Genomic DNA, 21,034 nt, shown 5'->3' with positions numbered 1-21,034 from the left:
ACCCCCGAGGCCCTCATGCCGCCCACCGCCGCCACCCGCACCGACGACGAACTCCTCGCCGCCACCGACATCCCCGCCCTGCTCCGCTACGGCCTCACCCAGGACGCCTTCCGCACCGCCCTCTTCGGTGACGGCGCCGTCGCGGCCGCCGTCGTTCTGGACCGGCTCGGCGCGGTGCCGCGCTCGGTGGCGTACGTGGCGAAGATCGTGCGGGCCGGCGGGGTGCCGTACGCCGCCGAGCTGACCGAGCCGTTGCCGTCGCCCGAGGCGGCGGCGGTACTGCGCGGCTGGCTGGAGTCCGCCGCGCAGGTCGCCGGCTCACCCGAGGGGGAGGCCCGTACCGCCCGCTGGCTGGAGACGGTCGCCGAGATCCTGGGCCTGCGGCGGACCGCCCGCGCAAGGACCGGCCGGTAATGCCTCGTCACCCGGACGGGGCTGCGGGCGCGGCCGTCGCGGTGGTGGCGCTGCTCACGCTCGTCGCGGGCTGCGGGCCGGGCAGCGACGGGCCCGCCCCCGTCGCGCACCCCCTCGACGAACCCCGCATCACCGCGAAGGTCGGGGAGCGCTTCACGCTGACCGTGCACCAGAACGCCTCCACCCGTGAGCACTGGTACCTGTCCGGCCCCGGGCCCGACGCCGACGTGGTCCGTGAGCGCGGGCGGCACAGCACCGCGGGCTCCGGCGACAGGCACCTGGTCGGCGGAGGCAGCAGCCTCACCTTCACCTTCGAGGCCACCGGCAGGGGCAGCACCCGGATCGTGCTGACCCACTGCACGTTCGCCACCACCTGCGACGAGGACGGCGGCGGCGCTCCGGCCCCGGCGTCGTCCGCGCCGTACGGGCAGTCCGAGCCGAAGCGCGTCACGTACACCGTCACCGTCCGCTGAGCCGGCCGGCACACCTGCTCCGAGGTGACGAAAGACCCTGACCGTCCGTGTCCCCCAGCCAGTTGCCGTGGAAGCCGAAGGGCACCCGGGTCGGCAGGTGGATGGTGGCGACCGGGGGAGCGGTGAGGTTCTCGGCGTCGAGGACGACCAGGTCGCTGCGGTCGGTGGTGGCGTCATGGACGTACGTCAGGAGCCAGCCGGGGCCGCCCGGTGTGGTGTCGGCGGGGGCGAAGGCGGCCTCGCCCGGGGTGCGGGCGGGGCCGAAGTCGTGGGCGGCGGCGGCAGCGGTGACCAGGTCGTAGCGGACCAGTGAGGTGCCGCAGGTGATGTGCCCGTGCCCGGCGCGGAGGCCGGTGAGCCGGTCGTCGACGCGCGGGAACTCGCCGGGCCGGTCGTCCAGTTGTTCCTCGCGCACCTTCCCCGTGGCCGGATCGACGGTCCACTTCCACAGCACCGCCCGCTGGGACGCCGTACTGCCGTCCGCGGCCCGCCGCCACAGCTCCGGGTAGCGCATCACGTGCAGCACGATGGTCCCGTCCGGTGCGTCGTGGGCGTTGAGCACGTGGAAGACGTAGCAGGGGTCGATCGTGCACCACCGCACCTCGCCGTGCGGGTCGTCGCGGCGCAGGACGCCGAGGCGGGCCCCGTACCCGTCGTCCCAGCGGTACGGCATCGTGCCGCCGGTCAGCGCGAGTTCGACGTCGAGGACGACCGGCAGGTCCATGAAGACGACGTGCCCGGCGGTGAGGGCGAAGTCGTGGTGCATGGTCGGGCCGGGCACGTCGACCGGCCTGCTGAGCACCAGCTCGCCGGAGGCGTCCGCCCGGTGGTAGGTGAGGCGGTCGCTCTCCAGCAGGCCGTAGCCGAAGAAGTGCAGCTCCCCGGTGACCGGGCAGGTCTTCGGGTGGGCGGTCATGGCGGTACGCAGCCGGCCGCCGAAGTCGTAGGGGCCCTTGGTGTCCAGGTCGCAGCCGAGTTCGTAGGGCAGCGCGGTCTCGACCAGCGCGAGGATGCGACCTGCGTGCCGGACGACGTGGGTGTTGGCCGGGCCGGCCGTGAGGTCCCGCCGGCCCTGCTCGTCGTACATCCGCGCGCCGTCGGTGAGCGGGCCGGTGCGGACCCAGCGGTTGCGGTACGACACCGCCCGCCCGCCCTCGATCCGCACCCCGTGCACCATGCCGTCGCCGAAGAACCAGTGCCCGGAGGCGGCGTCGGCCGGGTTGGGGCCGTTGCGCAGGTACCAGCCGGCCAGCTCGGGCGGGATGGTGCCGGTGACCGGCAGGTCGTGGGCGGTGAGTTCCTCGAGGACCGGAGCGTAGTTCCCGGAGAGGTGCTTGGGGATGGTCACCGGGCCACCTGCCCGGCCTTGGCCTGGACGTGGGCGACGTAGCGCACGGTGAAGAGCATCGGGACGGCGAAGCCGGCGATCTGCACGAGCGTGGCCGGCGTCGAGTGGGCGTGCCCGGCGTGCTCGACCAGCGCGAGGACGACGGCGGTCAGGGCGAAGGCGGCGGTCCACACGGCGGTGATGACCACGTTGGTCCGGATGAACGGCTTCAGCCCCCACAGCTCACGCGGTGTGGTCCGCTTGGCGATGCCAAGCGTGAACGGCCGCCCGACGGCCAGCGAGACCCCCGCGATGACGGCCAGGGTGCCGGAGGACAGCGCCGCCGAGTAGTCGTGCGCCCCCGAGTGCGGGTCGGCGAAGGCGACGGCGGCGAGGACGGCGAAGAAGACGGCCGAACCGGTCTCGATGATCAGGGCGTCGAACCCGGCGCCCTTCTGCTTCTCCTGGACGATGAGCGCCGCCGCGACGACGAAGGCGGCCAGTGCCCCCCACTGCCAGTCCCCGGAGGGGACGACGGCGAAGACGATCCATGGCAGGAACGTGCGCAGATACGACATGAGGTGGCCCCGTTTTCCACTCGAAGCTCCGCCCGGTCCGGCTGAGCTGTCTCTTGTGACATGTCAAAAGTAGAAGGTCATGACTCGACATGTCAATACTGGAATGTAGAGTGAGGGCATGAGCCTCAGACACGCCCTGCTCGGCCTGCTCTCGGAACGCCCTGCCAGCGGGTACGACCTGCTGAAGCTGTTCGAGACCTCACTGGCCAACGTCTGGCCCGCCACCCAGAGCCAGATCTACACCGAACTGACCAAGCTCGCCGGCTCCGGCCTGATCGCCGTGGCCGCCGAGGGCCCGCGCGGCCGCAAGGAGTACGCCCTCACCGACGAAGGACTCGCCGAACTGCGGCACTGGCTGACCGAGACCACCCCCCAGCGCAACACCCGCAGCGACATCCTGCTGCGCGTCTTCTTCCTCGGCGTCCTGCGCCCGGACCAGGCACGCGCTTACCTGACCGAGCTCACCGAGATGTCCGAGCAGAGCCTTGAGCAGCTACGACGGCTGTCCGACTCCATCGACTGGGACGACGGCAATCTCTCGGTCTACGGCCGGATCGCCCTGGAGTACGGCCTGCGCTTCAACGCCATGCGGCGCGAGTGGGCCGAGTGGGCGGCGGAGCAGATCACGTAGCGCCCAGGAACACCGGGTTGGTGAAGGCGGCCATCGCCCCCGTACCGGCCGGCCCGAGCACCGTCTCGTGCCGCACCTCCGCGCGCACGTACGCCGCGTGCGCAGCCGTCGTACGCCACTGGGCCGCCCCCGCCCCGGACACCGGCAGCGGTGCGCTCGTGCACACCGCGCCCTGGTCCGTCACGAACCGGACCGAGCAGCGCGGGGCACCGGTCACCTCCAGCCGGACCGTCACCGGCGTGTCCTCGGCCACGGCCAGCCGCTCCCCGATCCCCGCCCGCCGCCCGTCGGCAGCGGTGGCGCTGAGGGCGAGACGGACGTGCCGTGACTCCGCCACGTACGAGCGCCCCGCGCGAAGACCCTCCTGGATCGCCTCCCGGGCCAGGTCCTCGGCCAGGACGACCGTCTGCGGCAGGCCGACCGCGTCCGGGGCCCGGTGCGCGTCACTGCCGCCCATCGCCGGCAGCCATCCGCGCCCGCCGCGCCGCCCCTCCCGCACCGACGCGACGAGCCGCGCGTCCCAGGCGGCCAGCGCCACCTCGTCGTCGGGCGTGTACGGCCCGTTCCACACCTCGACCGCGTCCGCCTCCGCGAACCCGAACTTCCAGGCACACCCGAGGCACGTGGCGTGCGGATGCGCCGGTACGACCAGCCCGCCGGCCGCACGGATCTCCCGGGCGAAGCGCGCCCAGCGGCCGTCCCGGGCCCGGTACCGCCAGTCCACGAAGATGCCGGGGTCGGTCCCGAGCGCCAGCACGTGACCGTTCCTCGTCGTCACCTCCTCGCCGAGCATCACCAGCAGGTCGTCGCCCGCCGCGTCGGCCCAGTGGGCGTGCGACGACGTCGTGTTGTGCTCGGAGCTGTTGATGAAGTCCAGCCCGGCCGCCCGCGCCAGCGCCGCGATCCCACCCGGCGTGCGCCGCCCGTCGGAGTGCCAGGAGTGCAGGTGGCAGTCGCCCCGGTACCAGTCCCGTCCCCGCCCCCGCGCCCGGGAGGGCGGATACACCGGCGCCGTCCGCTCACCGGCCTTCCCCTCGACACAGGTGACCGTCACCTCGTACGCCATCCCCTGCGGCGCCACGGTGTAGGGCCCGAGCGCCACGTACCAGGTCCCGGGACGGACCGGCCCCGGCAGGTACCCGGGCGTCGCCGTGTCCCCCCGTACGAAGAACTCCGGCCGGGCCCCGCCCGACCACCCCCGGAAGCCCCGCCCGCCCAGCTCGACGCCCCGCTCGTCGAAGAGCCCGATGTCGAGCGCGTTCCCGGGGGTGCCGGGCGGGACGGGGGGCCGGTCGTAGGTGTAGGACACCCTCAATTCGCGGGTGCCCGGCGGGACGTCGAAGGGCAGATAGACGTAGTCGGGCGAGCCCGGTGGAAGAGTGCCGCGCACCTTGGTCACCAGTCCAACCTAACCGGAGGAAAAGCATGCGTATCTCCCTCACGATCTTCCTCACGGACGAAACGATCAGCCCCACCCGCCTGGCCACCGAGCTCGAGCAGCGCGGCTTCGCCGGCCTGTACCTCCCCGAGCACACGCACATCCCCGTCGAGCGCACCACCCCGTACCCCGCCGGAGGCGACCTGCCCCGCGAGTACGGCCGTACCCTCGACCCCTTCGTGGCCCTCGGTCAGGCCGCCGCCGTCACCGAGCGGCTCGGCCTCGGCACCGGCATCACGCTGGTCGCCCAGCACGACCCGATCGGCCTGGCCAAGCAGATCGCCACCCTCGACCACCTCTCCGACGGCCGCTTCACCCTCGGTGTCGGCTACGGCTGGAACGTGGAGGAGGCCGCCGACCACGGTGTGGAGTGGCGCACCCGGCGGGAGCTGGTCCGGGACCGGGTGCGGCTCATGCAGGCGCTGTGGGCGGAGGAACCGACCGCCTACCAGGGCGCGTTCGGGCGCGTTCGGGCGAGCCACGCCCACCCCAAGCCCGCCCAGAAACCGCGCGGCCCCGTGACCGGCCCGCGCACCCTCGTGGGCGGCGCCGCCGGGCCGAGGCTGTTCGCGCACATCGCGGAGTACGCCGACGGCTGGCTGCCGATCGGCGGGCGGGGCCTGACCGAGTCGCTGCCCGTGCTGCGCGCCGTCTGGGCGGACGCCGGCCGCGACCCGGCCGCCCTCCAGGTGGTCCCGTACGCGGTACAGGCCACCCCGGGCAAGCTCGCGCACTACACGGAACTGGGCATCGAGGAGGTCGTACTGCAGCTCCCGCCGGGCGGGGAGACGGAGGTCATGCGGGTGCTGGACGAGTACGCCGCGTACCTGTAGCCGCGGGGCGCCCGGCACCGCACCCCCGAAGACGCCCCCCGACCTGGCACAACCGGCGGAGCCTATCCTCAAGGGATGACGACTTCCGCGACCCCCGGAACCGGACCGACCGAGAACTCCATGCGTCGCGCCCTCAAACGTGCCCGGGACGGCGTCGCGCTCGACGTCGCCGAGGCGGCCGTGCTGCTCCGGGCCCGCGGCGAGGCCCTGACCGACCTCGCCGCGTCCGCCGCCCGGGTGCGCGACGCGGGCCTCGAGCAGGCGGGCCGCCCCGGCGTCATCACCTACTCGAAGAGCGTCTTCGTCCCCCTCACCCGGCTGTGCCGGGACAAGTGCCACTACTGCACCTTCGTCACCGTCCCCGGCAAGCTGCGCCGCGCCGGCCACGGGATGTTCATGTCGCCGGACGAGGTGCTGGACATCGCCCGCAAGGGCGCCGCCCTGGGCTGCAAGGAAGCCCTGATCACGCTCGGCGACAAACCCGAGGACCGCTGGCCGGAGGCGCGCGAGTGGCTGGACGCGCACGGCTACGACGACACGATCGCCTACGTCCGCGCCGTCTCCATCCGCATCCTGGAGGAGACCGGCCTGCTGCCCCACCTCAACCCGGGCGTCATGACCTGGACGGACTTCCAGCGGCTGAAGCCGGTGGCCCCCAGCATGGGCATGATGCTGGAGACGACGGCGACCCGGCTGTGGTCCGAGCCCGGCGGCCCCCACTACGGCTCCCCGGACAAGGAACCGGCCGTACGGCTGCGGGTCCTGGAGGACGCGGGCCGTTCCTCGGTGCCCTTCACCTCGGGTCTGCTCATCGGCATCGGCGAGACCTACGAGGAGCGCGCCGAGTCCCTGTTCGCCCTGCGCAAGGTCTCCCGGGCCTACCACGGCATCCAGGAGCTGATCATCCAGAACTTCCGCGCCAAGCCGGACACGGCGATGCGCGGCATGCCGGACGCCGAACTGGACGACCTGGTCGCCACGGTGGCGGTGGCGCGGCACATCATGGGCCCGAGCGCCTGTCTGCAGGCCCCGCCGAACCTGGTGGACAGCGAGTACGAACGGCTCATCGGCGCCGGTATCGACGACTGGGGCGGGGTCTCCCCCCTCACCATCGACCACGTCAACCCCGAACGGCCGTGGCCGCAGATCGAGGAACTGGCGGAGAAGTCCCGGGCGGCGGGCTTCGAGCTGCGCGAACGGCTCTGCGTGTACCCGGAGTTCGTCAGCCGGGGCGAGCCCTGGCTGGACCCGCGCCTGCGCCCGCACGTGGCGGCCCTCGCCGACCCGGAGACGGGTCTGGCCCGCCCCGGGGTCCTGCCCGAGGGCCTGCCCTGGCAGGAGCCGGAGGAGGCCTTCGTCCCCACCGGCCGCACGGACCTGCACCGCACGATCGACACCGAGGGCCGTACGACCGACCGGCGCGACGACTTCGACGAGGTCTACGGCGACTGGGAGGCCCTGCGCGAGGCGGCGGCCCCCGGGATGGCACCGGAGCGCATCGACACCGACGTGCGCCAGGCGCTGCGCACGGCGGCCGACGACCCGACGCGGCTCACCGACGCCGAGGCGCTGGCCCTGCTGCACGCGGACGGACCGGCGCTGGACGCCCTGTGCCGGGTGGCCGACGAGGTGCGCAGGTCGGCGGTGGGCGACCACGTGACGTACATCGTCACCCGCAACATCAACTTCACCAACGTCTGTTACACCGGCTGCCGTTTCTGCGCCTTCGCGCAGCGCCGCACGGACGCGGACGCGTACACCCTCTCCCTGGACCAGGTCGCCGACCGCGCCCAGCAGGCGTGGGAGGTGGGCGCGGTGGAGGTGTGCATGCAGGGCGGCATCCATCCCGACCTGCCGGGGACGGCGTACTTCGACATCGCCCGGGCGGTGAAGTCCCGCGTCCCCGGCATGCATGTGCACGCCTTCTCCCCCATGGAGGTGGTGAACGGCGCGACCAGGACGGGGATGTCGATCCGGGAGTGGCTGAGCGCGGCCAAGGAGGCGGGCCTGGACTCGATCCCCGGCACCGCCGCCGAGATCCTGGACGACGAGGTCCGCTGGGTGCTGACCAAGGGCAAGCTGCCCACGGCGACCTGGACCGAGGTGATCAGGACGGCCCACGAGCTGGGCATCCGTTCGTCGTCGACGATGATGTACGGCCACGTGGACCAGCCCCGCCACTGGCTGGGCCACCTGCGCACCCTCGCCGGGATCCAGCGCGAGACGGGCGGCTTCACCGAGTTCGTCACCCTGCCCTTCATCCACACGAACGCGCCGGTGTACCTCGCGGGCATCGCGCGGCCCGGCCCGTCCCTGCGGGACAACCGGGCGGTGACGGCGATGGCCCGCCTGCTGCTGCACCCCTGGATCCCCAACATCCAGACTAGTTGGGTCAAACTGGGCACCGAGGGTGCGGCGGAGATGCTGCGCTCGGGCGCGAACGACCTGGGCGGGACCCTGATGGAAGAAACGATCTCCCGCATGGCGGGCTCGTCGTACGGCTCGTACAAGTCGATCCGGGACCTGGAGGCGGTGGCCGCGGCGGCCGGCCGGCCGGCGAAGCCGCGCACGACGCTGTACGGCGAGGTGCCCGAGGAGCGCCGGCGGGCGGCGGAGGCCTCCGACGGACACCTGCCGGACCTGCTGCCGGTCCTCGACTGAGAGTGGACTGAGTACGATGATCCGACCCCGGTTCCGAGACCGGGACTCGTAGCGGAGGAGATGCGTACCCGTGGCTGGCCGACTGCTGCCCTCGTGGGCCTGGGTCTCCGGACTGACGGTGGGAGCGACGGCCGCCGTCGTCGCCCTCGCGGTCCAGGCGGACCACGGGCCGCATCCCACGGCCGCGACGGCGAGGCCGAGTGCGTCGGCCTCGCCGCGCCCGCACGCGTCCGCCGATCCCAAGCCCTCGGGCCGGCCCGCCCTTCCCGCCGCGTCCGGCTCGGGCCGCCGGATCGTCTACTCCGTGGGCGAGAAGCGGGTGTGGCTGGTCGACGCGACCGGCAGGCCGACCCGCACGTTCCCGGTGTGGCCGGGCACGGTGGATCCGCAGCCGGGCCGCTACTCGGTCATCAAGCGCACCGACGCCCTCAAGGGCTCCGACGGGGTGCAGATCGAGCACGTCATGTACTTCACCGTGGCCTCGGGCGTGAACATAGCCTTCTCGAACGCCGTCGACGGCGCCTCCCCGCCGCCCGCGAACGGCCTGAAGACCGGCGGCATCCGTCTGCACAAGGGCGACGGAGCCGCGCTGTGGGCCTTCGGTGACCTGAACACGAAGGTCGCCGTGGTCAAGTAGGGTCGCCCGGCCGGGCGGGCAACTGGTTGACGATCAGCGCGACTCCGCTGAGCAGGAACACCCGGGTCGCCGCCTCCAGCCCGTTCCAGGACTTCGACTGCCACATGGCGAACCACTCCCCGCCGATGGCGATGAACCCGGCCCCGAAGAGCAGCACGAGCATCAGCAGCCCGTAGGTGGAGAGCCGCCGGGCACGGTCGTGATCCCGCCGCGCCCACAGGTACGTTCCCGCTATCAGCACCAGCGCCGCCACCGACTCCCACACGATGATCGCCACGTACGTGGTGTCCTGAAGTGCCGTGCTGGTGACGGCCCGCCACATCAGGTCGTCGTCCTTGAACGTGGTGTCCATCGCCAGCACATGCCGGACGAACTGCTGGTTGGTCCCGAAGTCGGTGATGTTCCCGAGGGCGACCAGGGCGATGTAGAGAGCGAGAACGCCGGTGAGGACACCGGCGGCAAGGCTGAGGCCGGTGTGGCGCGTGGGGGTGGTGGTCATGAACAGGATTCTCCCCGCTCGACCCCGCCCTCTGCCGCACGCATTGCGCCAAGAAAGGCCGGTGGGCGGTGCCGCGTTCGGCTCACCTCTGAGCCGCCGGGACCAGGGCCGGGGCGAACCTGAAGGAGAGGGACTCCATGAGCGGCTTGCGCTTGGTGTTGTGGAAGGCCGCGATGCGCCATTGGCCGTCGGGCTGCCTGACCAGGGTGTAGGTCTGGATCTTGGTGAGTTTCTTCGGGCGCTCGCCCTTGTAGGTGTCGCCCCGGCCGTTGACCACCGCCACGTCGGGTCCGTGGAAGCGGATGTCGAGGATCTCGTCGGCCAGTCGGGTGCCCTCGAGGAACGTCGAGAAGAGGGTGCGGTGGCTGTCCACGATGTCCTGGCGGCCCCGGTAGAAGGTGCCGACGTAGGTGATGTAGGTGGCCTCCGGGGTGAAGAGCGCGCCGTAGGCGTCGGCGTCGTGCCGCTCCCAGGCGGCGACGAGCTCGCGCAGGACGGAGGTGATCGCGGTGGTGTCGTGGGCGGTGGCGGGCATGGCAGGCTTCCTCTCCGGTTGGTCCGGAGCAGATACTGCGCGTGAGCAGTATCTGCGTCTGTGCAGATAAATGTAGTGAGAGGACTCCGCCCATGGCAACCCCTTCGCACGGCGGCGACGAGCACCTGATCTTCCGTCAGTACCTGGACGCCGTCGGCCTCCAGGGCCTGGCCAGTGCGGAAGCGGCGGGACTGCACACCTCGGAGTGGTACGCGCTCAGCCTCATCGCGGTGGAAGGCGCCCTCACCTCGGGCGAACTGGCCACCCGGACCGGCCTCACCACCGGCGCCACCACCCGGCTCATCGACCGCCTCGAGCGGGCCGGGTACGCGCGCCGCACCTCGGACCCCAGGGACCGGCGGCGGGTCGTCGTCGAGCCGGTCCCGGACGCCCTCGCCCATGTCGAGGAGGTCGTCGGCCCGGCCCGCCGGCACATCGCCGAGGTCCTGGCGCGCTACACACCCGAGCAGCGGCAGCTCCTCTTCGACTACTTCGAGCACGCCGCCCCCGCCTTCCGCGCGGCCACCGAGGAGATCCGGCGCGCGACGGCCCCGAGGCGCAGAAGGCCTGCCGGGCCGAAGCGCTCGTAGCCGGCCGGGAATGGGACGCGTGGGGCATTTGCCCCCGTGAACCGATCGTCCCCGGTCGATTACAGTGCTCAGCGTCGTACATACGGACGGTGCCCCGAGGAGGTCTGGGTGGGTGCGACAACCGGCGCCGTCTGGGGCCGTGCCGAACAGCAGGACTTCCGCAGCCGGGTGCGCGGCACCCTGCTCGGCGCGGCCGTCGGCGACGCGCTGGGCGGGCCGGCCGACGCGCTCGCCCTGGACGAGATCCGCTCGGAGTTCGGCCCCGAGGGGCTGCTCGACCTCGCCTTCGGCCAGGGCCGGCGCGGCACGGTCACCCACCACACCCAGCTCACCCTCTTCACCGTGGACGGCCTCATCCGCGCCCAGGTACGTCGGGACACCGGCGCCTGGCACCCGCCCACCGACCTGCACCGGGCGTATCTGCGGTGGGCCGCCACCCAGCGCGACTGGGGCCCGGACGAGCGCCGCAAGGACGACGGCTGGCTCGCGCGCGAGGAGTGGCTGTACGCCCGCCGGGATCCGACCCGCGCCCTGCTCATCGGCTTCGGCGACGAGAACATGGGCACCCTGGAGTCGCCCAAGAACCCCGGCGAACTGGGCCCCGAGGCCGTCGCCCGCTCGGCACCCTTCGGTCTCCTGGTCGGCTGGGAGCCCCAGCTCGTCGCCCAGCTTGCCGTGGAGTGCGCGGCCCAGACCCACGGGCATCCCATCGCCTACCTGTCGGCGGGCGCGTACGCCGTCATCGTGCACGCCCTCGCGCGCGGCGAGAGCCTGGACGGCGCCGTGCAGCGCGCCCTCGCCCTGCTCGCCGCCCGCCCCGGCCACCAGCCGGTCTCCGACGCGCTGCAGCACGCGCTGGGCGCCGTCCGCCAGGGGCTGCCGGGCCCGTCCCGGGTGGAGGAGCTGGCCGGCGACGGCACGGCCGACGGGCTGCTGGCGGCGGCCGTCTACTGCGCGCTGGTGGGGGAGGACGTACGGCACGGCCTCTGCCTCGCCGTCAACCAGAGCGGCCCCTCGGCCGCCGCGGGCGCCCTCACCGGCGGCCTCCTCGGCGCCCTCCACGGCGAAACGGCCCTCCCGCCGGCCTGGCTGACCGAACTGGAGGGCCGCCCCACCATCCTGGAACTGGCCGACGACTTCGCGATGGAAATGACCCAGGGGCCCGCGTTGCACGGCCCCGCGGGCTCGTCCCCGGGGTGGCTGGCGAGATATCCGCGGGCGTAGGCCGCGGCGCGCCGGCGGCGCGCGGCGACTACGGCGCTCCGACCACGTCGTCCCCCGCCCCCGCGGGCACCGGCACGGCCCGCGTCGCACCCGCGTCCCCGTCCGAGTTGACCCGCTCGATGATCGCCAACCGCTCCGGCGTGTCCTCCGGCTTCAGACAGCCGATGAGGATGTAGAGGACGAGGGAGACGGCCAGCGGCACCGAGACCTGGTACTGCAGCGGCACGCCACCGTCGACGTTCCAGTTGATGGGGTAGTTGACCAGCCAGAACGCCAGCAGACCCGCTGCCCAGCCGGTGAGCGCCGCCGTCGGGCCGGAGCGGCGGAACGGGCGCAGGAGGCCGAGCATCATCGGGATGGCCATGGGGCCCATCAGGCCGGCGACCCACTTGATGACGACGGTGATGATGTCCTTGAAGGCGGGGGAGTTGACCTGCGTGGCCGCCGCCATGGACAGGCCGAGGAACACGACCGTCGTGACGCGAGCGGCGATCAGGCCCGACCGGGCGTTCCATTCCCGGGCGCGGGCGGAGATGACGGGGGCGCAGTCCCGGGTGAAGACGGCGGCGATCGCGTTGGCGTCGGAGGAGCACATGGCCATCGTGTGCGAGAAGAAGCCGACGACGACCAGGCCCAGCAGGCCGTGCGGCAGGAGCTGTTCGGTCATCAGGCCGTAGGAGTCGGAGCCGTCCGGCTTCTGCGCGTGGACGAGGAGCGGCGACATCCACATCGGGAAGAACAGCACCACCGGCCAGACCAGCCACAGCACGGCCGACAGCCGGGCCGAGCGTTCGGCCTCGTGGGCACTGCCCGTCGCCATGTAGCGCTGGGCCTGGTTGAGCATGCCGCCGTTGTACTCGAAGAGCTTGATGAAGAGGAAGGCGAGCAGGAAGACGGTGCCGTAGGGGCCGACGAGCGGCTTGCCGTGGCCGTGCAGCGCGGGCTCGTTCCAGGCGTCGAGGAAGCCGATGCCCTTGTCGTTCAGCTTCAGCACGACGGCGACGAACATCGAGATGCCGGCCAGCAACTGGATGACGAACTGACCGAGTTCGGTGAGCGCGTCGGCCCACAGGCCGCCGATCGTGCAGTAGACGGCGGTGATCGCACCGGTGATGAGGATGCCCTGGTTGAGCGTGACGCCGGTGAAGACGGACAGCAGCGTGGCGATCGCGGCCCACTTCGCGCCCACGTCGACGATCTTCAGCAGCATGCCGGACCAGGCCAGCGCCTGCTGGGTCTGCAGGTTGTAACGGTTCTTCAGATACTCCAGGGGAGAGGCCACGTGCAGGCGTGACCGCAGCCGGTTGATGCGCGGCGCGAACAGCTTGGAGCCGATGGCGACGCCGAGTGCGATCGGGAAGGACCAGGTGACGAAGGAGGTGACACCGTAGGTGTAGGCGATGCCCGCGTACCCGGTGAACATCACCGCGCTGTAGCCCGACATGTGGTGCGAGATGCCGGACAGCCACCAGGGCATCCTGCCGCCGGCCGTGAAGAAGTCGCCGACGTCGTCCACGCGTTTGTGCGACCAGACGCCGATCGCGACCATCACACCGAAGTAGCCGATGAGTACGGCCCAGTCGAGACTGTTCATATGCTCGATCGTGGGTGCGGCATCATGAACGCGACAAGCAAGAGGAAGGTCAAGTCGCAGTAAAATCGTTCGCCTTGATGTCTATAGTTCACCTACTTGAACAAGACGGTGAGGGTCGCGAGAGGGGTCAGCGCATCAGCTCCCCGGCATTCACCAGCAGCGACTGCCCGGTGATGGACCGTGCCCGCTCCGATGCCAGGAACACCGCCGCGTCGGCCACATCGCCGTCCGTCGCCAGTTCCGGCAGCGCCATCCGCTGCGTCAGCCGGCCCAGCACCTCCGCCTCCGGCACGCCCTCCGTGTGCGCGGTGAACCGGACGTACGCCTGCACCGGAGGCCCCCACATCCAGCCCGGCAGCACCGTGTTGACGCGGATCCGGTACGGCCCCAGCTCCCGCGCCAGGGAGTACATCGCACTGGTCAGCGCTCCCTTCGAGGCGGCGTACGCGGCCTGCTTCACCTGTGTCGGCGCGGCGAGGGCCGACTGCGTGCCGATGAACACCACCGACCCGCCCCCGCCTGCCCTCAGCGCCGGCAGGCACGCCCGGGTCATCCGCAGCGTGCCGAGCAGGTTCACGTCGATGACCGACTGCCAGGTCGCGAAGTCCGCGTCCTGGAGCCCGCCGAAGGAGGAGTCCCAGGCCGCCACGTGCACCACCGCGTCGATCCCGCCGAACCGCTCCCGGGCCAGCGCCGCGAGCCGCTCGCACTGGCCCTCGTCGGTGATGTCGGTCTCCCGGTACGCCGTCCGCGCGCCCCCGGGGTCGATCTCCGCCGCGCTCTTGGCGAGGTTCGTCTCCGTGCGCGCCCCCAGCACCGCGTTCCCGCCGTCCCGTACGACGGCCGCGGCGACCTGGTGGCCGAGCCCGGCCCCGACCCCCGAGACGACGACGGTCTTGCCGGTGAGCAGGGACATCGGTGCCTCCCGGAGTATGGCGCTTCATCTGACGGAGCGTCAGAGTATGGGCGACCGCGAGAAAGGGGAACCGCATGAGCGAGGACACCCGCAGCGAGCTGTACGCCGACCTGGCCGCCGTGGGCCCCTACGGGGTGCGCCCCGGCCACGCCCTGATCACCCTGGTCGAGCCGCACCCCGGCCACGAGTACGCCTACAACCGCTGGTACGAGGACGACCACTACTACGCCGGTGCCATGGCCATGCCCTGGATGTACGCCGGCCGCCGCTGGGTCGCCACCCGCGAGCTGCAGCTTCTGCGTCACCCCGAGAAGTCGGCGGTCGCCCGGCCCGTCACCACCGGCTGCTACCTCTCCACGTACTGGATCACCGACGGCCGCTACGACGACCACATGCGCTGGACGGTCGCCATCAACCGGCGCCTCAACCGAGACGCCCGCGTGTACCACGACCGCACCCACGTCTTCACGGCCTTCCAGGACCACGCGACGACGGTGTACCGGGACGGCGCCGCCGGGCCCAGGGACTTCCACGCGCTCGACCACCCGTACGCGGGCCTCGTGCTGGAAGTGATCGACGCCGAGTCCGCCGAGCAGCGGGCGCGGCTGCTGGAGTGGCTCGGCACCCGGCACCTGCCCCGCCGCCTCGCCGGCTCCCCGGCCGCCATGGTGACGGTCTTCCGGCCGACCCCGCTGCCGGGCGACCGGATGACCTACGTCAAGCAGGTCGAGGGCGTCGACACCCGCCTCACCCTGCTGTGGTTCCTGGAACAGGACCCCCGCGACTGCTGGGAGCGGCACTTCACCGGCCTGGACGAGCAGGTGACCGAGTCGGGCCTGGGCAGGGTGGAGCTGGTGGCGCCGTTCATCCCCACGGTGCCGGGCACGGACCGGTACGTGGACGAGCTGCGCTGACGGCTACTGCTTGCCCTCGGTGGCCTTCACGGTGTCCGGGCACGGTGTGCCGCGCGGGAGCTGGTAGGGGGCGGCCAGGTGGTAGGTGCCGGTGCGCGGGGCGACCAGGACGGTCCACTTGTCGCCGTCGGCGTCCTCCGTGGTCGGCATCAGACAGGCGTTGATCTTCTCGTACGTCAGGCTCTTGCCCTGGTCGTCGACGATGCTCAGCCACGGCGAGTACGGGATCTTGATCAGGATCCGCCCCGGCTTGTTCACCTCGAGCGTCATCTCGCCCTGCTCGGCGCGATCCACCACCGCGTTGGGCTCGGCGAGCGGCGCCGGGTCGGTCACCTTGAACAGCTGCCAGTTGGCGTCGCCCCAGATCTGCTTCAGATACGGCATCCCGCGCTGCAGCAGCGCCCGCTCGCGCACCCCGCCGTCGCCGTCCGGGTTGTCCTTCGGCAGCACCACGAAGTGCACGGCCCAGCGCTGCAGCCACTCGTGGTAGTTCGCCGAGTTGAGGGTGTCGTCGTAGAAGAGCGGGTTGCGCTCCATGTCGGCCTGCCGGTTCCAGCCGCGCGCCAGGTTGACGTACGGCGCGAGCGCGGAGGCCTCGCGGTGCGAACGCGCCGGGACCACCTCGACGCGGCCGCGCTCGGCGCCGACCTTCTGCAGCTGGTTGACGAGAGGGGCGAGCTCACGGGCCCAGGAGGCGGCCGGCGTCGTGTGGACGATGTCGTCGACCGTCTTGAAACCGATCCAGCCGGCGAAGCCCAGGAGCGCCAGCACGGTCACGTACCACTTGCGCGAGCGCTTCACGGTGTACGGGAGTACCGCGACGATCGTCGCACCCGCGAACAGCATCGGGAGGCGCGAGATGTTCGAGCCGATCTGCGAGCTGATCAGCCACACCAGGACGACGCCGACGCTGTAGACGGCCGCCGCCAGCCGGACGGTGATCCACTCCTTGGGCACGAGGAACAGGCACAGCAGGCCGTACAGCAGCGGCAGGATCACCGAGCCGATGGTCATCGGCTGGGTGCCGGAGAACGGGAACAGCCACGCCGACACCGCGACCACGGCCGAGGGGGCGAGGCCCAGGGCCCAGGCGCCCGGCCGCCGCTTCTGCAGGAACAGCGCGACCGCGACCAGGCCGACGAACAGCCCCGCGACCGGCGAGGCCATGGTGGCGAGCGCGGCCATCGGGGCCGCCACCAGCGCCTTCGCCCACCGCTTGTGCCGCCACTTGCGGGGCCAGCAGAAGACGGCCGCGACCGCGCCGAGCGCGAACATGGTGCCGAGCCCGAACGTCACCCGCCCGGAGATCGCGTTGCACAGCAGCGCGAGGACCCCGGCGAGCGAGGCCCACAGCGGGTTCCGCACCGCGCGGCTGCGGATCAGGACCAGCGTCAGCAGACCCGCCGAGACCGTGCCGGCGATCATCATCGTCGTACGGACGCCGAGGACCGACATCAGATACGGCGACACCACGCTGTACGACACCGGGTGCATGCCGCCGTACCAGGCGAGGTTGTACGCCGAGTCCGGGTGCCGGCCGACGAACTCCGCCCAGGCGTCCTGGGCCGCGAGGTCGCCACCGCTGTTCGCGAACGTGAAGAACCAGATGATGTGCAGGGCGCCGGCGAGCGCGGTGACCGACAGCACCGGGTGCAGCAGCATCCGCCGGCGGAGCGGCTCGGCGGCGGCGAGGAGCCGTGCTCCCCGGCCGGCCGGGGGTGCGCCGACGGTGGCCGGGCGTGGCCCGGCAGGGCCGTGGGCGTGGCTCCGGTCCCTGTCCTCACGCGTGTGTGCGTGATGACGGTCCGTGTCGGTCATGTCGGTCGTCGCGTCGGCCGGGTCGGTCGCGGCGGTCGTGTCAGTTCCGTCCGCGCCGTCCACCCGGTCCGCCGTGTCCGTCGCGGACACGCGTATTCGCGGGCCGGATCCCGGGTCCGGATCGGCGTCGTCGGCGCGTGTCGGCTCGGTTGTGGCCACCTGAAGGCACTCCCCGTGTCCCGTCTTCTGTTCTCGGCCGTGTCCCTCGGTGTTCCCGGCCGCTTCTCGTCCAGTTCCCGGCCCCCGCCCCGTGACCGGCGACCTGCCCCGTTTCGTGACGCTAGCACGCACCCCGTCGCGGGGCTCCGTCGACGGGGTGCGTGGGGGCCGGGCCGGGGCCGGGCGTGCTCAGCCGAGGCGGGTCAGCTTGTCCGTGAAGCCGGGTTCCGCCAGGTCCTTCTGCAGGGCCACCGGCACCTTCACCGCGCCGGCCGAACCACCGTCACCCACGGTGAGCGTGCCCACCTTGGTGCCGGCCTTCGCGGTGTGCGGTACGGCGTCGGCGGCGAACGACAGCTTCACCTTCAGGCCGGACCAGCCGGCCGCCGTCACGTCCTTCGTGGCCACGACCGGCGTACGGCCGCCGAGCCCGTCGTCGACGTACCCGACGACGTCGCCCTTCTTCAGGATCGTCGCCGGCTTCAGCGCGCCCTGCGCGGCCTGGATCAGCTTCTTGCTCGCGTCCAGGACGCCGCTGATGATCGTGTTGTCGAAACCGCCCGCGGGCTGGCGCAGCGCGGCGCCGATGATGGTCCGGGTCTCGCCGCCGACCTGCTGCTTCGCCGCGAAGACCAGGTTGCCGAGGGCGGAGGTGGTGGTGCCGGTCTTGATGCCCACGACGTTGTCGTGGCCGACCAGGCGGTTGTAGTTGGAGTGGTTGACACCCTTGTAGTCGTTGTACGACATCATCGCCGCGACCTCGCGGAAGGCCGGCTTCTGCATGGCCGCCGTGGCCAGCTTCACCTGGTCCACGGCCGTGCTGACCGTGGAGTCGGTCAGGCCCGAGGGGTCGGTGTACTTCGTGTTGACCATGCCGAGGCTCTTGGCGGCGGCGTTCATCTTCGCCACGAACGCCTTCTCGGAGCCGTGGGAGTCCCAGCGGGCGAGCAGCCGGGCCACGTTGTTCGCGGAGGGCAGCAGGATGGCCTCCAGGGCCTCCCGCTCGGAGATGCGGTCGCCGGCGGTGACCCGAACGGTGGACTCCTGGCCGGCGTCCGACTGCTGCTCGGCGGCCTTGTCGATGGTGATCTTGGGGCCGTTCTCGCCGCTCCCCAGCGGGTGGTCGCGCAGGATCAGGTACGCGGTCATGACCTTCGCGACGCTCGCGATCGGTACGGGCTTCTGGGCGCCGGAGGAGCCGAAGCTGCCGATGCCCTGCACCTCCAGGGCGGCCTCGCCGTCGGCCGGCCACGGGATGTCGGGCTTGGCGCCGGGGAAGGTGTAGGTGTCCTTCGCGGTGAGGTCGAGGGTGGGCTGCGGGAGGGGGCGCAGGGACTGGACGACCCCGAGGACGACGGCCAGGAGGAGGACCACGGGGGTCCAGATCTTGACCCGGCGCACGAGCGTGCGGACCGGGGTCTCCGGGGGCGGCGGGGTGTTCGTCAGCTCGGCGAGCAGGTCCAGCGGGGGCTTGGGCGGGAGCGGCTGCTGGGTGGTGCGCTCGGGGCCGAGTCGGGGGACGGGGGTGGTGGCGTCGGGCCGGACCGGCGTGACGTCGGACTTCAGGGCGACGAATGTGCTGGTGCGTTCGGCTTCGGGCTCGGGCTCGGGCTCGGGCTTGGGGCGGGGCTCGGGCTTCGTGCCGAGCTTGAGCATCGTGGTCGGCTGGTCGACCTCGGGCTTCTTGGGGCGGACGGCCTTGAAGACGGTGGTGGGCTGGTCGAGCGGCTCCGCCTCGGCTTCGCCTTCGGCGGCGTCCTCGTTCCCACCCGCACCGCCCGTGCGGGTCTCGTCGCCGGGTGCGGGTGGCCCCTGCGGGGCTTCCTCGCCGTCGGCGGCTACCCCGCCGTCGGCGGCTACCCCGCCGTCGGCGGCTACCCCGCCGTCGGCGGCTACCCCGCCGTCCGCGGCTACCCCGCCGTCAGCCGCGGGCTCGTCGTCGCCCGCGGGCTCGTCGTCACGAGCGGGCTGCTCCTCCGCCTCGGACTCGGTCTCCGCCTCCGCCGAGGGCCGGGCGTCGTCCTCGCCGGCCGTGGCGGCAGGGCCCTCGTCCTCGCCGGCCGTGGCGGCAGGGCTCTCGTCCTCGTCCCCGTCGTCGCCCGTGTCCGCCTTTGCGTCGGCGTCAGTCTGCGTGTCCGCGTCCGCCTTTGCGTCGGCGTCAGTCTGCGTGTCCGCGTCCGCCTCGGTCGGTTCCGCGGCCTTGGATGCCTCGGCCTCGGCTTCGGCCGGTTCCGCGTTCTCGGTCGCCGACTCGGGGTCCCCGGCGTTCTCCGTGTCCTCGTCGTTCTCGTCGTTCTGGTCGTCCTCTTCGGACAATTCGGGCTCTTCAGGTGCATTCGTCGTATCCGGCGTATCCGGCGCATCCGTCGACCCGTTGGGCTCGTCGGCCGGTGTGTCTGCTGAGCGGAGCCAGGAGGAGACCGCCTCGCGGAGGTCGGCGTCCTCGTCGTCGGGGCCGGAGGCCGCCCGCTTGACGTCGCGTACCGACAGCACCTTCGTCGCCGTGTCCGCCGCACCCTCGGAGGAATCCTTTTCGCGGGACACCGCGAGCCGCGGATCGCGCGCCTCGGGAACCGAACCCGCGCTCCCCGACGTCGGTTCCGCCGACGACTCGTGCTGCTTCGACCTGTCGGGGGACTCGCCCGCCACCGATGCCTCCTCCATGCGCCGCACGCGCACTCGCGCGCCCTGTCCGAACCATGTACCAGTGTCCTGTGTGGGGGCTTGGCCCCTGCGGTAGACGAGAACGACATACCTGCCGGTTCCCTCACGAACCGGTCACGCACCCTCGACAGACCAATGTGAGAGGGGTCACCCTGTCATTCATCCACGCGGGGAGGCATGGATGGGCAGGAGCCGCAGAACACTTCCGGAGGAGCTTCTGTTGCTGGCACTGGACCCGACCACGGGTACCACTGCACAGCCGCAGTCGCTCGACCTGGGTCTGGCCGGAGCACAGCTAGTGGAGCTGGCGCTGGCCGGACGGATAGCCCCAGACGGGGATCGTATCGCCGTGGTGGTGCCACGGCCGACAGGAGATCCGACTCTGGACTGCGCGTTGGAGTTGCTGCGAAGGCGTGGCGCTCCGGTGCGGGCGGTCCACTGGATCGGCGGGCCGCGACTGGGGCTCCGCCAGACCTACCTTTCGCATCTGGAGCGGTGCGGCATGGTGCACGCCGTGGCCGGCCAGATGTGCGGGGTGCTGCCGACGACTCGCTACCAGGCGACGGACAACGCCATCAGCCGGGAGATCCGTGCACGGCTGGATTCGGCGATCCGCACCGGCGTTCCGCCGGACCCGCGGACCGCGGCGCTCGCCGCCCTGGCGCACGCCGTCGGCCTCGGCAAGCACCTGTACCCGGGGAACGAGGGACGCTCGTCCCGCTCCCGGTTGCGGGATCTGATCCGGCACGACCCGATGGGCGGACTCGTCGCGCACGCCGTGATGGACGTCCAGAACGGCGCCGCCGCGCAGCCGAGGCGCGGTCCGGCCGCCACCGGACGGCAGCCCGGGGCCGCGGCCGGCGCCAGGACCGCGCCGCAGCAGCCCGCACGCGGGGTGCCGATGCAGCCGCACCGCGGGTCCATGGCACGCGCCGTGGCGCACTGAGCCGTACCGCACCTCACCCAAGCCCGGTTCGGGAGCCGCTGGTTCGAGCGGGGTGGGGGGGGACCCCCTCCTCCCCCCCCCCCCCCCCCCCCCCCCCAAGCCCCCCACCCCCCCCCCCCCCCCCCCCCCCCCCCCCCCCCCCTACTACCCCCCCCACCCCCCGCAGGAGAGCCCCCTCACCCC

Annotated in this window: 19 protein-coding genes; 10 read left to right on the top strand and 9 right to left on the bottom strand. The window is 72.2% G+C overall.

Annotation, left to right across the window (positions count from 1 at the left end; all coding sequences use genetic code 11):
- Window positions 1-15 precede the first annotated feature (15 nt).
- Together ACZ404_RS24390 and ACZ404_RS24385 are read left to right on the top strand one after the other, a co-directional pair.
- Window positions 16-414 carry a hypothetical protein gene (locus tag ACZ404_RS24390; protein ID WP_468443244.1) on the top strand — a complete coding sequence of 133 codons (399 nt, stop codon included), beginning with the start codon at window positions 16-18 and terminating at the stop codon, window positions 412-414.
- Window positions 414-887, top strand: a complete 474-nt coding sequence (locus ACZ404_RS24385) for a protease inhibitor I42 family protein (RefSeq protein WP_468443243.1) — start codon at window positions 414-416, stop codon at window positions 885-887. The genes ACZ404_RS24390 and ACZ404_RS24385 overlap by 1 nt, the downstream gene beginning before the upstream one ends.
- Here ACZ404_RS24385 and ACZ404_RS24380 read toward each other — a convergent pair.
- The gene (locus ACZ404_RS24380; RefSeq protein ID WP_468443241.1) at window positions 874-2,235 is read right to left on the bottom strand and encodes a carotenoid oxygenase family protein; all 1,362 of its coding nucleotides are present in this window, start codon (window positions 2,233-2,235) and stop codon (window positions 874-876) included. The two genes, ACZ404_RS24385 and ACZ404_RS24380, sit on opposite strands and share 14 nt — an antisense overlap.
- Window positions 2,232-2,792, bottom strand: a complete 561-nt coding sequence (locus ACZ404_RS24375) for a hypothetical protein (RefSeq protein WP_468443239.1) — start codon at window positions 2,790-2,792, stop codon at window positions 2,232-2,234. The genes ACZ404_RS24380 and ACZ404_RS24375 overlap by 4 nt, the downstream gene beginning before the upstream one ends.
- Window positions 2,793-2,910: 118 nt before the next feature.
- Here ACZ404_RS24375 and ACZ404_RS24370 point away from each other — a divergent pair, with 118 nt between their 5' ends.
- On the top strand, window positions 2,911-3,423 hold the full coding sequence (locus tag ACZ404_RS24370) for a PadR family transcriptional regulator (RefSeq protein WP_468443237.1): 513 nt from the start codon (window positions 2,911-2,913) through the stop codon (window positions 3,421-3,423).
- Here ACZ404_RS24370 and ACZ404_RS24365 read toward each other — a convergent pair.
- Window positions 3,416-4,822, bottom strand: coding sequence for a CehA/McbA family metallohydrolase (locus tag ACZ404_RS24365; protein ID WP_468443235.1), 1,407 nt, complete (start codon window positions 4,820-4,822; stop codon window positions 3,416-3,418). The two genes, ACZ404_RS24370 and ACZ404_RS24365, sit on opposite strands and share 8 nt — an antisense overlap.
- Before the next feature lie 26 nt (window positions 4,823-4,848).
- Here ACZ404_RS24365 and ACZ404_RS24360 point away from each other — a divergent pair, with 26 nt between their 5' ends.
- The 3 genes from ACZ404_RS24360 (at window position 4,849) to ACZ404_RS24350 (ending at window position 8,992) form a co-directional block, all read left to right on the top strand.
- Complete coding sequence (locus tag ACZ404_RS24360) at window positions 4,849-5,694, top strand: LLM class F420-dependent oxidoreductase (protein ID WP_468443233.1); 846 nt, start codon at window positions 4,849-4,851, stop codon at window positions 5,692-5,694.
- A 75-nt stretch (window positions 5,695-5,769) separates the two neighbouring features.
- Window positions 5,770-8,355 (top strand): bifunctional FO biosynthesis protein CofGH, encoded by a 2,586-nt coding sequence (locus ACZ404_RS24355; protein WP_468443231.1) that lies wholly within the window; start codon window positions 5,770-5,772, stop codon window positions 8,353-8,355.
- Window positions 8,356-8,425: 70 nt separating this feature from the next.
- Window positions 8,426-8,992 carry a hypothetical protein gene (locus ACZ404_RS24350; protein WP_468443229.1) on the top strand — a complete coding sequence of 189 codons (567 nt, stop codon included), beginning with the start codon at window positions 8,426-8,428 and terminating at the stop codon, window positions 8,990-8,992.
- On the opposite strand, the gene ACZ404_RS24345 is transcribed toward ACZ404_RS24350, so the two are convergent.
- Window positions 8,985-9,491: a DUF2165 domain-containing protein gene (locus ACZ404_RS24345; RefSeq protein WP_468443227.1), complete on the bottom strand. Its 507-nt coding sequence runs from the start codon at window positions 9,489-9,491 to the stop codon at window positions 8,985-8,987. The genes ACZ404_RS24350 and ACZ404_RS24345 overlap by 8 nt on opposite strands.
- 82 nt (window positions 9,492-9,573) lie before the next feature.
- The gene (locus tag ACZ404_RS24340) at window positions 9,574-10,026 is read right to left on the bottom strand and encodes an SgcJ/EcaC family oxidoreductase (RefSeq protein WP_468443225.1); all 453 of its coding nucleotides are present in this window, start codon (window positions 10,024-10,026) and stop codon (window positions 9,574-9,576) included.
- Window positions 10,027-10,118: 92 nt separating this feature from the next.
- Here ACZ404_RS24340 and ACZ404_RS24335 point away from each other — a divergent pair, with 92 nt between their 5' ends.
- Both ACZ404_RS24335 and ACZ404_RS24330 read left to right on the top strand, forming a co-directional pair.
- Window positions 10,119-10,616: a MarR family winged helix-turn-helix transcriptional regulator gene (locus tag ACZ404_RS24335; RefSeq protein ID WP_468443223.1), complete on the top strand. Its 498-nt coding sequence runs from the start codon at window positions 10,119-10,121 to the stop codon at window positions 10,614-10,616.
- 108 nt (window positions 10,617-10,724) lie between these two features.
- Window positions 10,725-11,840: an ADP-ribosylglycohydrolase family protein gene (locus ACZ404_RS24330; RefSeq protein ID WP_468443221.1), complete on the top strand. Its 1,116-nt coding sequence runs from the start codon at window positions 10,725-10,727 to the stop codon at window positions 11,838-11,840.
- A 28-nt stretch (window positions 11,841-11,868) separates the two neighbouring features.
- Here the strand turns inward: ACZ404_RS24330 and ACZ404_RS24325 are convergent, their stop codons facing one another.
- Window positions 11,869-13,434: a sodium:solute symporter family protein gene (locus tag ACZ404_RS24325; RefSeq protein ID WP_468443219.1), complete on the bottom strand. Its 1,566-nt coding sequence runs from the start codon at window positions 13,432-13,434 to the stop codon at window positions 11,869-11,871.
- Window positions 13,435-13,561: 127 nt separating this feature from the next.
- Window positions 13,562-14,350 carry an SDR family oxidoreductase gene (locus tag ACZ404_RS24320; RefSeq protein WP_468443217.1) on the bottom strand — a complete coding sequence of 263 codons (789 nt, stop codon included), beginning with the start codon at window positions 14,348-14,350 and terminating at the stop codon, window positions 13,562-13,564.
- Window positions 14,351-14,424: 74 nt separating this feature from the next.
- Here ACZ404_RS24320 and ACZ404_RS24315 point away from each other — a divergent pair, with 74 nt between their 5' ends.
- Window positions 14,425-15,264 carry a hypothetical protein gene (locus ACZ404_RS24315; RefSeq protein ID WP_468443216.1) on the top strand — a complete coding sequence of 280 codons (840 nt, stop codon included), beginning with the start codon at window positions 14,425-14,427 and terminating at the stop codon, window positions 15,262-15,264.
- 3 nt (window positions 15,265-15,267) lie between these two features.
- Here the strand turns inward: ACZ404_RS24315 and ACZ404_RS24310 are convergent, their stop codons facing one another.
- On the bottom strand, window positions 15,268-17,241 hold the full coding sequence (locus ACZ404_RS24310) for an MFS transporter (RefSeq protein ID WP_468443215.1): 1,974 nt from the start codon (window positions 17,239-17,241) through the stop codon (window positions 15,268-15,270).
- Window positions 17,242-17,430: 189 nt separating this feature from the next.
- On the bottom strand, window positions 17,431-19,890 hold the full coding sequence (locus ACZ404_RS24305) for a D-alanyl-D-alanine carboxypeptidase (RefSeq protein ID WP_468443213.1): 2,460 nt from the start codon (window positions 19,888-19,890) through the stop codon (window positions 17,431-17,433).
- 196 nt (window positions 19,891-20,086) lie between these two features.
- On the opposite strand from ACZ404_RS24305, the gene ACZ404_RS24300 reads away from it, so the two are divergent.
- Window positions 20,087-20,851: a GOLPH3/VPS74 family protein gene (locus ACZ404_RS24300; RefSeq protein WP_468443211.1), complete on the top strand. Its 765-nt coding sequence runs from the start codon at window positions 20,087-20,089 to the stop codon at window positions 20,849-20,851.
- Window positions 20,852-21,034: the final 183 nt, after the last annotated feature.

This window comes from Streptomyces sp. NPDC030798 (assembly GCF_055572275.1).
The sequence above is the reverse complement of the archived record's forward strand: the minus strand, read 5'-3'. Positions and strand labels throughout refer to the sequence as shown.

Excerpts from the sequence above, each read along its gene's own strand:
- ACZ404_RS24390 (WP_468443244.1), top strand. The coding sequence starts at position 16 with ATGCCGCCCACCGCCGCCACCCGCACCGACGACGAACTCCTCGCCGCC.
- ACZ404_RS24385 (WP_468443243.1), top strand. The coding sequence starts at position 414 with ATGCCTCGTCACCCGGACGGGGCTGCGGGCGCGGCCGTCGCGGTGGTG.
- ACZ404_RS24375 (WP_468443239.1), bottom strand. The coding sequence starts at position 2,792 with ATGTCGTATCTGCGCACGTTCCTGCCATGGATCGTCTTCGCCGTCGTC.
- ACZ404_RS24370 (WP_468443237.1), top strand. The coding sequence starts at position 2,911 with ATGAGCCTCAGACACGCCCTGCTCGGCCTGCTCTCGGAACGCCCTGCC.
- ACZ404_RS24360 (WP_468443233.1), top strand. The coding sequence starts at position 4,849 with ATGCGTATCTCCCTCACGATCTTCCTCACGGACGAAACGATCAGCCCC.
- ACZ404_RS24355 (WP_468443231.1), top strand. The coding sequence starts at position 5,770 with ATGACGACTTCCGCGACCCCCGGAACCGGACCGACCGAGAACTCCATG.
- ACZ404_RS24345 (WP_468443227.1), bottom strand. The coding sequence starts at position 9,491 with ATGACCACCACCCCCACGCGCCACACCGGCCTCAGCCTTGCCGCCGGT.
- ACZ404_RS24340 (WP_468443225.1), bottom strand. The coding sequence starts at position 10,026 with ATGCCCGCCACCGCCCACGACACCACCGCGATCACCTCCGTCCTGCGC.
- ACZ404_RS24335 (WP_468443223.1), top strand. The coding sequence starts at position 10,119 with ATGGCAACCCCTTCGCACGGCGGCGACGAGCACCTGATCTTCCGTCAG.
- ACZ404_RS24325 (WP_468443219.1), bottom strand. The coding sequence starts at position 13,434 with ATGAACAGTCTCGACTGGGCCGTACTCATCGGCTACTTCGGTGTGATG.
- ACZ404_RS24320 (WP_468443217.1), bottom strand. The coding sequence starts at position 14,350 with ATGTCCCTGCTCACCGGCAAGACCGTCGTCGTCTCGGGGGTCGGGGCC.
- ACZ404_RS24315 (WP_468443216.1), top strand. The coding sequence starts at position 14,425 with ATGAGCGAGGACACCCGCAGCGAGCTGTACGCCGACCTGGCCGCCGTG.
- ACZ404_RS24300 (WP_468443211.1), top strand. The coding sequence starts at position 20,087 with ATGGGCAGGAGCCGCAGAACACTTCCGGAGGAGCTTCTGTTGCTGGCA.